Origin of the sequence: Streptomyces sp. NPDC006733 (assembly GCF_040636125.1) — a bacterium.
Lineage (GTDB): Bacteria > Actinomycetota > Actinomycetes > Streptomycetales > Streptomycetaceae > Actinacidiphila.
In genome coordinates this window covers 174,499-187,265 of record NZ_JBEYJD010000007.1, presented here as the reverse complement: position 1 = coordinate 187,265, position 12,767 = coordinate 174,499, and the positions used below count along the sequence as shown (strand labels likewise).

Here is a 12,767-nt window from a genome sequence, read left to right as displayed (position 1 = left end):
CATGGCACTTCTCGACCTTCAGAGCATGGACACCCCGGAGAACGGTGGCGGCGGCGGTGGCCAGGTCAGCTCGCTGAGCCTGCTCCTCTGCTCCGCCAGCCAGGCCAGCGTCGGCCTCTGCCTCTGACCTACTGGCACCGCCAGTAGGCAACTGAGCACGGACACGGTCCCGGGCGGCCTCACGCCGCCCGGGGCCGTACCCCGTTCCCACAAGGTGAGGACATCCACTCCATGGCGCCCTCCACCGGTACGGAGACCAGCGGGACCACCGGCACATCAACCGAGGCCCCCGGATCCATGGTGGCCGTCGCCGCCGAAGCCGACCGTCTGCTGCGCGCGGCACTCCGGCACAGCGCGGGCCGCAGTGCCGCCCTCTGCGTGTGCACCACCGCCTCCGCGGTTCTCGGACTGGCTCTGCCCGCCGCCCTCGGCCGGACCCTGGACCTGCTGCTGACCCGGGACAGCGGACCGCAGGTGACGCACTGGGTCCTGTTGAGCACCGCCCTCACCTGCGTGCTCGTCCTGCTCGACACCGGCAGCGAACTGATCACCGGTGTCACCAACGCCCGCGGCACCGCCTGGGTACGCAGCCGGCTGCTGCGCCACGTGCTGGCCACCGGACCGCGCGCCACCGCCCGCTTCCCACCCGGCGACCTGGTCGCCCGGCTCACCGGCAACGCGGCCCACGCGGGCACCGCCCCGGCCGCGCTCGCCACGCTGCTCGCCACCGTGATCACCCCGGCCGGCGGCATCGTCGCGCTCGCCCTCATCGACCCCTGGCTCGCCGTCGCGTTCGCCGCCGGGCTGCCGCTCCTCGCCCTGACCGTGCGGGCGTTCGTCCGCCACACCACCGACAGCGTCACGCGCTACCTGGCCGTCCAGGGTGACATCGCGGGGCGGCTCGTCGAGGCGCTCGCCGGGGCCCGCACCATCGCCGCCGCCGCGACCACCGAACACGAGGTCGCCCGGGTCCTGGAGCCGCTGCCGGAACTGCGCCGCCAGGGACTGCGGATGTGGCACGTCCAGGGCCGTTCCAACGCGCAGGCCGCCGTCATCGTCCCGTTGCTGCAGGTCGCCGTACTCGCCGTCGCCGGCATCCGCGTCGCTCAGGGGAACCTGAGCGTCGGGGACCTGCTGGCGGCCTCGCGCTACGCCATGTTCGCCGCCGCGCTCGGCATGGCCGTCGGCGAGGTCAACGGCCTGGTCCGCAGCCGCACCGCGGCCCGCCGGCTCGCCGAGGTGCTCGCGGAGCCGGCGACCGCGTACGGCCGCGACCACCTTCCGGAGGGCGGCACGGGCCATCTCGAACTGCGCGGGGTCACCGCCGTGCGCGGCGGCCGCGCCGTCCTGGACGGGCTGGACCTGACGCTGCCCGGCGGCACGTCGGTGGCCCTGGTCGGACGTTCCGGCACCGGCAAGTCCGTGCTGGCCGCGATCGCCGGGCGGCTCGCCGACCCGGACCGGGGGACCGTGGCGCTCGACGGCGTCGCGCTCTCCGCGCTGTCGCACGACGAACTGCGCGCCGCCGTCGGCTACGCCTTCGAGCGCCCCGCGCTGCTGGGCGGCACCATCGGGGGCACCATCGCCTTCGGCATCCCCGAGCCGGGACCTGGGGTGGTCGGCGGGGCCGCGGAGACCGCATGCGCCGACTCGTTCATCCATTTGCTGCCCGCGAAGTACGACACCCCCTGCGATGACGCCTTCCTGTCCGGCGGCGAGGTGCAGCGGCTCGGGCTCGCCCGCGCCTTCGCCCATCCGGGGCGGCTGCTGATCCTGGACGACGCGACGTCCAGCCTCGACACGGTCACCGAGTTCAAGGTCACGGCCGCGCTGCTGAGCCCCACCGCCGACCGCTCGCGGCTGATCGTGGCGCACCGCGCCTCCACGGCGGCTCGCGCCGACCTCGTCGCGTGGCTCGACGGCGGCCGCATCCGGGCCGTCGCCCCGCACGACGAATTGTGGCGGCTGCCGGAGTACCGGGCGGTCTTCCACGCCCCGGCCGATCCGGACCCGGCGGAGGAAGCGGAGGGGGAGTCATGAGGCGACGGTCGGGTCTGTGGGGCGAGGGGATCCGTTTCCTGCGGCGGCGGCCCCGGGTGGTGGCCGCGCTTCTCGGGTGGTCGGTGCTGGAGGCCGTCGAGACGTTTCTGACCGGTTTCGCCCTTGCGCGGGCCCTGGACGACGGCTTCCTCATGGGGCGCGCCGCGGTGGGTCTGGGGTGGCTGGGACTGGCCGCACTGGCTGTGGCGGCAGGGGCGTTCGGGACCGGCCGGGTCTACCGCGCGGTCGCCGCCCTGGTGGAGCCGCTGCGCGACGGCCTGGTGCGCCGGGTGGTGGGCCGGGGGCTGGCGGACGCCGTGCGGGACCCGCACGCCGCGGACTCCGCGGTCGTCTCCCGGCTGACCCAGCAGGTCGAGATCGCCCGCGACACGTTCGCCGGGCTGGTGATGGTGTCGCGGTCCTTCCTGTTCACCGTCGCGGGCGCCCTCATCGGGCTGCTCTCGCTCGCTCCCGTCCTGCTGCTCGTGGTCGTGCCCCCGCTGTTCGTGGGGCTCGGCCTCTTCTGCCTCACGCTGCGTCCGATGAACCGGCGGCAGGCGGCCTTCCTGACCGCGAACGAGGACGTGGCCGAGAGCGTGGGCGCGATGGCCGCGGGCCTGCGCGACATCGCCGCTTGTGGCGCCGAGGAGCGGATGGCGGCGGAGGCCGAGGAACGGATCGGGACCGAGTACCGGGCGTCCCGGGCGCTGGCCCGCTGGGGCGTGCTGCGCGCGCTGGCGCTGGGCGTCGGCGGCCGGCTGCCCGTGGTCCTGCTGCTCGCCTCGGCGCCGTGGCTGCTGGACCGGGGGGTGACGGCGGGCGCGCTGGTCGGCGCCCTGGCCTACCTCACCCAGTCGCTGCTGCCCGCCCTCCAGAGCCTGACCCAGGGGCTGGGGACGGCCGGCTCGCGCTTCGTCGTCGTCCTCGGACGCCTGGTCCCGCGGGCCGAGGCGCCCGCCGGGGAGGTACCCGTTCCGCAGGCCCCCGCCGAGAAGGCCCCAGCCCGGAGGACACCCGCGGAAAAGGTGCCCGCGCCCCGGCCCGGCGCCCCCGCCGTCGCGCTGCGCGGCGTCACCTTCGCCTACGGGGAGCTGGCCGAGCCCGTGGTCCGGGAGCTGGACCTGGTGGTGCCGCGCGGCTGCCACCTGGCGGTCGTCGGGCCGAGCGGGATCGGCAAGTCGACCCTCGCCGGGCTCGTCGCGGGGCTGCTGCGCCCGGCCGCGGGCGCCGTCGAGCTCGGTGGCCGGCCGCTGCGCGAGCTGCCGGCCACCGACCTGCCGGGACTGCGGGTGCTGATCCCGCAGGAGGCGTACGTCTTCGCGGGAACCGTCCGGGACAACCTCTCCTACCTGTGCCCGGGGCCTGAGCCCGTCCCCGACGGCCGGCTGCGCGCGGCGGCCGAGGCCGTCGGCATGGCGGAGCTGCTCGACCGGATGGGCGGGCTGGACGCCGTCGCGGAGCCGGGCACCCTGTCCCAGGGGGAGCGGCAGCTGCTGGCGCTGACCCGCGCCTACCTGTCGCCCGCGCCCCTGGTGCTGCTCGACGAGGCGACCTGCTACCTCGACCCGGCGGCCGAGGCGCGTGCGGAACGGGCCTTCGCGCTGCGGCCGGGCGACGGGGCGCTGATCGTGATCGCGCACCGCATCAGCTCGGCGCGCCGCGCCGACCGGGTGCTGGTGATGGACGGCACGCACACGGTCTGCGCGGGCCACGAGGAACTGCTGGAGCGGTCCGCGCTCTACCGGGACCTGGTGGGGAACTGGTCAGAGCCAGCCGGCCACCCGGGATATTCGAATGGCGTCGACGCGGTTGCGGGCGCCCGTCTTGCGGGTGATCGCGGCCATGTAGTTGCGCACGGTGCCGTTGCACAGGTGCAGGACGCGGGCGATCTCGCCGATGGACGCGCCCTCGGCGGCGAGTGACAGCACGCTCAACTCGCGCGGCGTCAGCGGGATGTCCGCGGCCTGCAGGAAGTCGAAGGCGAGCGAGGTGTCGACGAAACGTTCCCCCCTGGCAACTCTGCGGATCCCGCGGACCAGTTCCTCCGGCGGGGCGTCCTTGTTGACGAAGCCCAGCGCACGGGCCTGCGACGCACGGCGCAGCAGGCCCGGTCGGCTCGCGGTGGCCAGGACCAGCAGCGCGCATTTCTGGCCGACCACGAGGTCCTGTAACTCCGTCAGTTGCGAGACGTCCCCGGTGTTGGCGCCGGGACACTCGACATCGACGACACACACGTGAGGCGCTAACGACCGCGCCCGTCTCTGTGCGTTGCGCCATGGCGTGGCCACCACTTCGATGTCGTGTTCCCTGCCCAGCAGTGCCGCGAGTGCGGATCGCATCAGCCAAGTGTCATGTACCAGTAAAACCCGGATCACATTGCGCCCCTTCCAGAACCCGATGGACCAGACCTAGTGAGCAAAGCCATTCGTACCCGCGATGTCGGAAGGGATGGCCCCGTAATCAGGCCAAGCCGAGGCACACGGGCGCACTCGGTGCGCGCGTGTGCCCCCCGCACGCTGGGAATGTGCGTGCGACAGGGTCCGTACGGCGCTGCCTCCGGCACATTCCACTGGCCCGTAACGGCAGGTCCCGGCGGGCGGGGGAGACCGCCCGCCCGGGCGCTCCGCTCACGCGTTCCGCTCCGGCGCCGTCAGGTCGATCAGCCGGCACACGGTCTCGATGTCGATTTTCACCTGTGCGATGGAGGCGCGGCCCGACAGCCACGTCACCAGAGCCGAGTGCCACGTGTGTTCGATCACCCGGACCGCGGAGAGCTGGTCGGCGGTGGGCGGCCCGTCGAGGCCCATCGCGTCCAGGATGATCGCGGTGGTGAGCCGGGAGACGGTGTCGACCTCGGGGCTCACCGAGCGGTCGGCGAAGGTCAGGGCGCGCACCATCGCGTCGGCGAGGTGCGGTTCGCGCTGCATCGCGCGGAAGGCGCGCATCAGCGTCTCGGCGACCCGGTCGGCCGGCTCGGCGGTGACCGGCGGGCGCTTGCGCAGCGTCTCGTGCATCTGCCCCAGCTGGTCCTGCATGGTGGCCACCAGCAGGTGGATCTTCGAGGGGAAGTAGCGGTAGAGCGTGCCGAGGGCGACGCCCGAGTTCTCGGCGACCTCGCGCATCTGCACCGCGTCGAAACCGCCGCGGCAGGCGAGCTGCGCGCTGGCGTGCAGGATGCGGCGGCGGCGAGCCTCCTGACGTTCGGTCAGCAGGGGCGACGACGGAGTCGGCGGCTTGGGTTCTGTTGTCATATGTCCCATTCCGTGACATTCCATCCGTAATCCGCGGTCACCGTGGCACTGCGTTGCATGATGGCAGGACCGGTGTCGTGGTGCGAATCACCTGGTCCGCCTCATTCGGGGCCGTGCCGCTGCCGGTAGATTCGGTTCTGAACGTTCGAGTCTGAAACTTGTTCTAGATTAGCGCGACCGGTTACGCTCCGGCGGAAGTGAGTGAGAAGGGGGCCGGGAGTGACCGTTGAGGCCATGCCACTACGGATCGCGCTGCTCACCTACAAGGGGAACCCCTTCTGCGGGGGCCAGGGCGTCTACGTACGCCATCTCTCCCGTGAGCTCGCCCGGCTCGGCCACACCGTCGAGGTGATCGGCGCCCAGCCCTATCCGGTGCTCGACGCCGTCGGTGCGGGCGTGACCCTCACCGAGCTGCCCAGCCTGGACCTGTACCGGCAGCCCGACCCGTTCCGCAATCCCCGGCCCGGCGAGTACCGCGACTGGATCGACGCCCTCGAGGTCGGCACGATGTGGACCGGCGGCTTCCCGGAGCCGCTGACGTTCTCGCTGCGCGCCCGGCGGCACCTGGCGGCCCGGCGCGGCGAGTTCGACGTCGTCCACGACAACCAGACGCTCGGCTACGGGCTGCTCGGCCTGAGCACCCCGCTGGTCACCACGATCCACCACCCCATCACCGTCGACCGGCGGCTCGACCTGGCCGCGGCGCCCGACTGGAAGCGCCGGCTGTCCGTGCGCCGCTGGTACGGCTTCACACAGATGCAGAAGCGCGTCGCGCGCCGGCTGCCGTCCGTGCTGACCGTCTCCGGCTCCTCCCGCGCCGAGATCGTGGAGGACCTGGGGGTGCGGCAGGACCGCGTCCACGTCGTCCACATCGGCGCCGACACCGGGCTCTTCGCGCCGGACGCCTCGGTGCCCGAGGTCCCCGGCCGCATCGTCACCACCTCCAGCGCCGACGTACCGCTCAAGGGCCTGATCCACCTCGTCGAGGCGCTGGCCAAGGTCCGCGTGGAGCGCCCCGACGCGCACCTCGTCGTCGTCGGCAGGCGCGCCGAGGACGGGCCGGTGGCCGCGGCCATCACCCGGTTCGGCCTGGAAGGCGCCATCAGCTTCGTCAAGGGCATCACCGACGCCGAGCTCGTCGACCTCATTTGCGGCGCCGAGGTCGCCTGCGTCCCCTCGCTCTACGAAGGCTTCTCGCTGCCCGCCGCCGAGGCGATGGCCACCGGCACCCCGCTGGTCGCCACCACCGGAGGTGCGATCCCCGAGGTCGCCGGGACCGACGGCGAGACCTGTCTGGCCGTACCGCCCGGCGACGCCGGCGCGCTCGCCGCCGCGCTCGGCCGACTGCTCGGGGACGCGGACCTGCGCCGCCGCCTCGGCGCGGCCGGCCGCGAACGCGTCCTCGCCCGCTTCACCTGGCAACAGGCCGCCATCGGCACGGCCGAGCACTACCGAGCGGCGATCGCCGCACAGTCCGCCGCCCCCGCCCCGACCCACCGGACGAAAGCAGAGGCTCCGTGCTGACCGTCGACTTCTCCCGTTTCCCGCTCGCCCCCGGCGACCGGGTCCTCGACCTGGGCTGCGGCGCCGGGAGGCACGCCTTCGAGTGCTACCGACGCGGCGCCGACGTCGTCGCCCTGGACCGCAACGGCGACGAGATCCGCGAGGTCGCCAAGTGGTTCGCGGCGATGAAGGCTGAGGGCGAGGCCCCGGCCGGCGCGTCCGCCGTGGCGATGGAGGGCGACGCGCTGCAGCTGCCGTTCCCCGACGACAGCTTCGACGTCGTGATCATCTCCGAGGTCATGGAGCACATCCCGGACGACAAGGGGGTGCTCGCCGAGATGGTGCGCGTGCTGCGGCCCGGCGGCCGGATCGCGATCACCGTGCCGCGCTACGGACCCGAGAAGATCTGCTGGGCGCTCTCCGACGCCTACCACGAGGTCGAGGGCGGCCACATCCGGATCTACCGGGGTGACGAACTGCTCGGCAAGATGCGCGAGGCGGGCCTGCGCCCCTACGGCACCCACCACGCGCACGGGCTGCACTCCCCGTACTGGTGGATCAAGTGCGCGGTCGGCGTCGACAACGACAAGGCCCTGCCGGTGAAGCTGTACCACAAGCTCCTGGTCTGGGACATCATGAAGAAGCCGCTGGCCACCAAGGTCGCCGAGCAGGCCCTCAACCCGCTGATCGGCAAGAGCTTCGTGGCCTACGCCACCAAGCCGCACACCCCCGTGCCGGATGCGCGGGTGGACGCGTGACGAGTCCGGGGCGCACCGAACACCTCGTCCTGCCCGGCGTCCTCACCGCGGAGCAGGCCGAGGTGACCGTGGCCGGCATCGCCGCCATCCAGCGGGCGGACGGCGCCATACCGTGGTTCACCGGCGGTCACCTCGACCCGTGGGACCACGTCGAGGCCGCCATGGCGCTGGACGCGGCGGGCGAGCACAGCCGCGCGGAGGCCGCGTACCGCTGGCTGGCCGAGCGGCAGAACGCCGACGGCTCCTGGTACGCGTCCTACTCGTACGCGGCCGACGTGCCCGGCCAGGAGGCGGCGGTGGCGGCGGGCGAGCCCACCGACCTGACCCGCGAGACCAACTTCGTCGCGTACGTGGCCGTCGGCATCTGGCACCACTACCTGTCCACGGGCGACGACGCGTTCCTGGAACGCCTGTGGCCGACGCTCTACGCCGCCGTGGAGTTCGTGCTCGCGCTCCAGCTCCCCAACGGGACGATCGCCTGGAAGCGCGACGACGACGGCGGCTTCCCCGAGGAGGCGCTGCTCACCGGCTCGTCCTCGATCTACCAGGCGCTGCGCTGCGCGCTCGCCGTCGCGGAGTACCGCGAGGAGCCGCAGCCGGACTGGGAGCTGGCGACGGGTCTGCTCGGCCACGCGGTGCTGCACCACCCCGAGCGCTTCCTCGATAAGGGGCGCTTCTCCATGGACTGGTACTACCCGGTGCTCGGCACCGCGCTGCGCGGTGCCGCGGCCAAGGAGCGCGTCGAGGCGCACTGGGAGACGTTCGTGGTGCCGGGCCTCGGCGTCCGCTGCGTCTCGGACCGGCCGTGGGTCACCGGCGGGGAGAGTGCCGAACTCGCCCTGGCCCTGTGGGCGATGGGCGAGTCCGACCGCGCGGTGGAGATCCTCGCCGACATCCAGCACCTGCGCACCGGGGACGACGGGATGTACTGGACGGGCTACGTCTTCGACGACGACGCCGTCTGGCCGGAGGAGCGTACTTCGTGGACGGCGGGCGCACTGCTGCTCGCGGTGGCCGCGCTCGGGGGGGACGAGGCGACCACCGCGGTATTCGGGGGAGAGCGGCTCCCGATAGGCCTGGCCCCGGACGAAGCCGGCTGCTGCTAGGTCATGTCCGACACGGCCCAGCCGGCGTCCTCCGGTGCCGTGCCGCCAGGGTCGTTCCGACCCTGGCGGTGTCCGGGGCAGTTCTTTTCCACTTCTTTGCTCTTCGCGCTGTCCGCGTCAGGCCCGATTGACGCGGCCGGCCACGGCATGGCCGATGACCAGGTAAACCACGGCCGGCAGGCCGTAGTTCAGCACGGTGCGAAGGTTGTCCGAATCCATGGTGAACAGGTCAAGGGACCAGCCGGCGAGCCAATTCGCCGAATGGTGGATCCAGTTGACCAGGTCATTGGCCCTGTTGGCGTCCAGCAGATACATCAGTATCCACAGGATCAGTATCAGGGCCGCGACATCTGCGACGATCAGGATGATCGCGGCTGCGGGATTGCCTCGGTAGCGTCTGGACATGCCCCTCGCATTGCCCCGTTACGCTGGTTGAAACTGCTGATGGAAAATCCTTTCGATGTGAAGTAAGGGGAGGATGGCGGCGCATGGCCTGGTTGGAGCACGAGGCGTACTGCACGGCGATCGTCGAGGAGACCGCCCGGCTGCGTGACACACTGCGCGGTTCCGACCCCGGCGCCAAGGTGCCGACGTGCCCGGGCTGGACCCTGCACGAACTGGCGGCCCACGTCGGGCAGGCGCACCGCTGGGCCGAGACCATCGTCGGCACCCGCGCGGAGAAGTACCTGCCCGAGAGCCAGGTGCCGGACTACGAGGCCCCCGCCGGCGAGAAGCTGGACGGCTGGCTGGCCGAGGGCGCCGAGCGGTTCGCGGCCACGCTGCGCGAGTCCGGCCCCGAACTGCCGGTGTGGACGTGGGCGCGCCCGCAGCAGGCGGGCTTCTGGGCCCGCCGGATGGTCCTGGAGACGCTGGTGCACCGGGCGGACGCGGCCCTGGCGACCTGGAGCGAGTACCAGGCCCCGGCCGAGCTGGCCGCGGACGCGATCGACGAGTGGCTGGAGATCGTCACCGATCCGCTCGCTGTCGAGCAGACCCCGGAGCTGGCGGAGCTGCGCGGCCACGGGCAGACCCTGCACCTGCACGCGACCGACAGCCCGGAGGGGCTGGTCGCCGAATGGGTGATCGAGCGCGGCCCGGAATCCGTCACCTGGCGGCGCGAGCACGCCAAGGGCGACGTGGCGCTGCGGGCTCCCCTCACCGACCTGCTGCTCGCCTTCTACCGGCGGCTGCCGCTGGACAGCGAGCGCGTCCAGGTGCTCGGGGACCGCGAACTGCTCGACCACTGGCTGGCCCGTACGGCCTTCTGAGCGGGCGGCCGGGGGCCGGGCGGGCGGCGGGGCCCGAGTGGCGGGGGTGTGCCCCCCGGGTGATGCTGCGAGGACGTGTGCCCCTTCCCGCGCCCGTCCGTCCCCGGAGGTCCGACCGTGCCGAACGGCATCCCCCTGCGCCGCCTGCTGACCGCGCTGCTGCTCTGCTGCGCGATGCTCACCGCGACGACGGCGTGCAACGACGACAAGTCGACGAGCTCGTCCACCAGTGGCCCGACGCCGTCGACCACGGTGGAGCAGCAGAAGCTCGCCAAGACCCGCTTCGTCGCCAACGCCGGGCTCGCGGCGGGTGCCACCTACCAGTGGATCATCAAGCCGGCCCGCGCCGGGACGTTCAAGAAGGGCGCGGACGGCCGGACGTTCGCCCTGATCAAGGGCGGTCTGGCCGGGGCCTTCGCGTACAACCGGCTGAAGGCCGCGTCCGACAACGCCAAGGGCGACCCGACGCTCTCCAAGCTGATGGCCCCGCTGGCCGGCGGCATCGCGGCGCTCAAGGACCTGCCGGCCAAGCTGCGGAAGGGCGATTCGACGGACGACGTGGTCAGCACGTTCCAGAAGACCATCGACGACGTGAAGGAAGCGGGCAAGCAGGCCGGCGCCGACGTCAAGGACCAGGTCCCGTCGGCGGGCGAACTCGGCGGCTGAGGCCGGGGCCCCGGTACCGGGCCCCGGGCGACGGGGCCCTTGGTGCCGGGGCCCCGTACGGGGGTCTAGGCGTTCAGCTCCGCCAGGACGCGCAGCGTGTCCGGGTCGGGCGCGGTCACCAGCAGGTCGGTGACCGGGCCCGACCGCCACAGCTCCAGCCGTTCCGCGATCCGCTCGCGGGGCCCGACCAGCGAGATCTCGTCGGCGAAGGCGTCCGGGACGGCCAGCACCGCCTCCTCCCGGCGCCCGTCGAGGAAGAGCCGCTGGATGTGCCGCGCCTCCTGCTCGTACCCCATCCGGGCCATCAGGTCCGCGTGGAAGTTCTTCGCCTGGGCGCCCATCCCGCCGATGTAGAAGCCGAGCATCGCCTTGACCGGCAGCAGGCCCTCGGCCACGTCGTCGCACACCCGCGCCCGGACCAGGGGCGCGATCATGAAGTCCTTCGGGGCCTCGGCCAGCGACAGCTCGTAGACGTCGGTACGCGTCGGCGACCAGTACAGGGGCATCCAGCCGTCCGCGATGCGGGTCGTCTGGGCGATGTTCTTCGGGCCCTCGGCGCCGAGCAGGATCGGCAGGTCGGCGCGGAGCGGGTGGGTGATCGGCTTCAGCGCCTTGCCGAGGCCCGTCCCGTCCTCGCCGGAGTACGGGTGGCTGTGGAAGCGGCCGGCCAGCTCCACCGGGCCCTCGCGCCGGAAGACCTGCCGCAGGATGTCGACGTACTCGCGGGTCGCGGTCAGCGGGCTCTTCGGGAACGGCCGCCCGTACCAGCCCTCGACCACCTGCGGCCCGGACAGCCCGAGCCCCAGCAGCATCCGGCCGCCGGACAGGTGGTCCAGGGTGAGCGCCTGCATCGCGGTGGCGGTGGGGGAGCGGGCCGCCATCTGCGCGATGCCCGTCCCCAGCATGATCCGCGAGGTGTGGGCGGCGATCCACGTCAGCGGCGTGAACGCGTCGGAGCCCCATGCCTCGGCGGTCCACACGGAGTGGTAGCCGAGGCGTTCGGCCTCCCGCGCGAGTTCCACATCCTGTGGACGGGGGCCGCGCCCCCAGTAGCCGAGTGCCAGCCCGAGCCTCATGGCGCCGCCTCTCCACATGAACTGACGATGCGTCAGATCGGGACTGTACGGCACGGACCCGGACGGCGAAAGGCGTGAGCCCCCGCCCGGTCACCGGGCGGGGGCTCATCGGTGCGCGGGGTGTCGTCCCGCGCCGCCGCCGGCGTCAGCCGCGCTGGATACCGCTGGAGTCCTGCAGCACGCCGCGGCGGCCGTCCTGCGTCTGGGCGATCAGCGTCGCGCCGCGCTGCTCGACGGCGAGGTACCACGTGCCCGGCGCCAGCTCGGCGATCGGGGTGGGGGAGCCGTCCTCCGCGAAGAGCGGGCGCGGCACCGGCACGGCGAACCAGAACGCCGTGAAGTCCTGCGCGCCGGACTGCGGCGGCTGGTTCTGCGCCGGCTGCTGGGACTGCGGGGCCGGGGAGGGCGCCTGGCCGCCGTAGGAGTGCGGCTGGGGCTGCTGGCCGCCGAACGACGGGTCGGGCGCCGGGGCACCGGGGTAGCCGTAGCCGCCCGGCTGCGGCATACCGGGCTGGCCCGGCTGTCCCAGGCCCGGCTGCGGGGCGCCGTAAGGGGCGCCGCCGTACGGCTGCGGCTGCTTCGGGGCACCCAGGAGCGGGGCCTGCAGGGCGGGCAGGCGGGACGAGAGCACCGCGAGGACCGCGAAGGCGAGACCGAAGATGAGCGTCAGCCACGCGCCGGCACCCTTGCTGATGCCGTCGTTGTCGCTGCCGTGGCCGATGTCCGGGATGACGGTGGAGAAGACCGACCAGAGCGCGGACCAGCCGACGAACACCGCCAGGGCGGTGCCCCACTGCTCCAGGGTCAGCCCGGCGACCTGACGGCCCGCGGGCACCAGGGCCTTGCCGAGGACGATCAGTGCGGCCGACGCCAGGGCGGCGAGGGTCACGGTCGGGAGCAGCGGGAAGAGCGCCGCGCTCCACGTGCTGACCGTCTCGTCTCCTGAGCCGGCGTCGATGGAGAAGAACGGAAGGAACGAAGCGATCAGCAGCAGCACCGCTGCTCCGATCACCGCGCCGTCTCCTCGGGACAGGGAGCGGATGTTCACGTAGGGTCCTTTGTCGGTCTCGGGGTCGTCGTCGCTGTCGCCGGAACGCGC

Annotated in this window: 12 protein-coding genes and 1 pseudogene; 8 read left to right on the top strand and 5 right to left on the bottom strand. The window is 72.9% G+C overall.

What is annotated here, in order from left to right:
• Window position 1 precedes the first annotated feature (1 nt).
• The 3 genes and pseudogenes from ABZ721_RS09325 to ABZ721_RS09315 form a co-directional block, all read left to right on the top strand.
• Window positions 2-127 (top strand): SapB/AmfS family lanthipeptide, encoded by a 126-nt coding sequence (locus ABZ721_RS09325; RefSeq protein ID WP_358787993.1) that lies wholly within the window; start codon window positions 2-4, stop codon window positions 125-127.
• Between the two features lie 170 nt (window positions 128-297).
• Window positions 298-2,040, top strand: a complete 1,743-nt coding sequence (locus tag ABZ721_RS09320) for an ABC transporter ATP-binding protein (protein WP_358788023.1) — start codon at window positions 298-300, stop codon at window positions 2,038-2,040.
• Window positions 2,037-3,581 (top strand): annotated as a pseudogene (locus ABZ721_RS09315) (ABC transporter ATP-binding protein); the annotation flags it as partial. The gene ABZ721_RS09320 and the pseudogene ABZ721_RS09315, both read left to right, overlap by 4 nt.
• Window positions 3,582-3,803: 222 nt before the next feature.
• Here the strand turns inward: ABZ721_RS09315 and ABZ721_RS09310 are convergent.
• Together ABZ721_RS09310 and ABZ721_RS09305 are read right to left on the bottom strand one after the other, a co-directional pair.
• Window positions 3,804-4,379 (bottom strand): response regulator transcription factor, encoded by a 576-nt coding sequence (locus ABZ721_RS09310; RefSeq protein WP_358787992.1) that lies wholly within the window; start codon window positions 4,377-4,379, stop codon window positions 3,804-3,806.
• 288 nt (window positions 4,380-4,667) lie between these two features.
• Window positions 4,668-5,291, bottom strand: coding sequence for a TetR family transcriptional regulator (locus ABZ721_RS09305; protein ID WP_358787991.1), 624 nt, complete (start codon window positions 5,289-5,291; stop codon window positions 4,668-4,670).
• A gap of 234 nt (window positions 5,292-5,525) precedes the next feature.
• On the opposite strand from ABZ721_RS09305, the gene ABZ721_RS09300 reads away from it, so the two are divergent.
• From ABZ721_RS09300 to ABZ721_RS09290, 3 genes are read left to right on the top strand one after another with little or no spacing between them, the layout of a single operon-like run.
• Window positions 5,526-6,815 carry a glycosyltransferase family 4 protein gene (locus tag ABZ721_RS09300; protein WP_358787990.1) on the top strand — a complete coding sequence of 430 codons (1,290 nt, stop codon included), beginning with the start codon at window positions 5,526-5,528 and terminating at the stop codon, window positions 6,813-6,815.
• Window positions 6,809-7,552 (top strand): class I SAM-dependent methyltransferase, encoded by a 744-nt coding sequence (locus ABZ721_RS09295; RefSeq protein ID WP_358787989.1) that lies wholly within the window; start codon window positions 6,809-6,811, stop codon window positions 7,550-7,552. Before ABZ721_RS09300 ends, ABZ721_RS09295 begins: the two co-directional genes overlap by 7 nt.
• Window positions 7,549-8,658: a prenyltransferase gene (locus ABZ721_RS09290; RefSeq protein WP_358787988.1), complete on the top strand. Its 1,110-nt coding sequence runs from the start codon at window positions 7,549-7,551 to the stop codon at window positions 8,656-8,658. The genes ABZ721_RS09295 and ABZ721_RS09290 overlap by 4 nt, the downstream gene beginning before the upstream one ends.
• A gap of 117 nt (window positions 8,659-8,775) precedes the next feature.
• Here ABZ721_RS09290 and ABZ721_RS09285 read toward each other — a convergent pair whose 3' ends face one another.
• Complete coding sequence (locus ABZ721_RS09285; RefSeq protein ID WP_358787987.1) at window positions 8,776-9,063, bottom strand: hypothetical protein; 288 nt, start codon at window positions 9,061-9,063, stop codon at window positions 8,776-8,778.
• A gap of 83 nt (window positions 9,064-9,146) precedes the next feature.
• On the opposite strand from ABZ721_RS09285, the gene ABZ721_RS09280 reads away from it, so the two are divergent.
• Window positions 9,147-9,926, top strand: a complete 780-nt coding sequence (locus ABZ721_RS09280) for a maleylpyruvate isomerase family mycothiol-dependent enzyme (RefSeq protein WP_358787986.1) — start codon at window positions 9,147-9,149, stop codon at window positions 9,924-9,926.
• 117 nt (window positions 9,927-10,043) lie between these two features.
• Entirely contained in the window at window positions 10,044-10,592 is a 549-nt protein-coding gene (locus tag ABZ721_RS09275) for a hypothetical protein (RefSeq protein WP_358787985.1), read from the top strand.
• 65 nt (window positions 10,593-10,657) lie between these two features.
• Here ABZ721_RS09275 and ABZ721_RS09270 read toward each other — a convergent pair whose 3' ends face one another.
• Entirely contained in the window at window positions 10,658-11,668 is a 1,011-nt protein-coding gene (locus ABZ721_RS09270; protein WP_358787984.1) for an LLM class F420-dependent oxidoreductase, read from the bottom strand.
• A 145-nt stretch (window positions 11,669-11,813) separates the two neighbouring features.
• Complete coding sequence (locus ABZ721_RS09265; RefSeq protein WP_358787983.1) at window positions 11,814-12,716, bottom strand: hypothetical protein; 903 nt, start codon at window positions 12,714-12,716, stop codon at window positions 11,814-11,816.
• Window positions 12,717-12,767: the final 51 nt, after the last annotated feature.

Coding starts and splice junctions, on each gene's coding strand:
- ABZ721_RS09325 (WP_358787993.1), top strand. CDS start 2: ATGGCACTTCTCGACCTTCAGAGCATGGACACCCCGGAGAACGGTGGC.
- ABZ721_RS09320 (WP_358788023.1), top strand. CDS start 298: ATGGTGGCCGTCGCCGCCGAAGCCGACCGTCTGCTGCGCGCGGCACTC.
- ABZ721_RS09310 (WP_358787992.1), bottom strand. CDS start 4,379: ATGCGATCCGCACTCGCGGCACTGCTGGGCAGGGAACACGACATCGAA.
- ABZ721_RS09305 (WP_358787991.1), bottom strand. CDS start 5,291: ATGACAACAGAACCCAAGCCGCCGACTCCGTCGTCGCCCCTGCTGACC.
- ABZ721_RS09300 (WP_358787990.1), top strand. CDS start 5,526: ATGCCACTACGGATCGCGCTGCTCACCTACAAGGGGAACCCCTTCTGC.
- ABZ721_RS09285 (WP_358787987.1), bottom strand. CDS start 9,063: ATGTCCAGACGCTACCGAGGCAATCCCGCAGCCGCGATCATCCTGATC.
- ABZ721_RS09280 (WP_358787986.1), top strand. CDS start 9,147: ATGGCCTGGTTGGAGCACGAGGCGTACTGCACGGCGATCGTCGAGGAG.
- ABZ721_RS09270 (WP_358787984.1), bottom strand. CDS start 11,668: ATGAGGCTCGGGCTGGCACTCGGCTACTGGGGGCGCGGCCCCCGTCCA.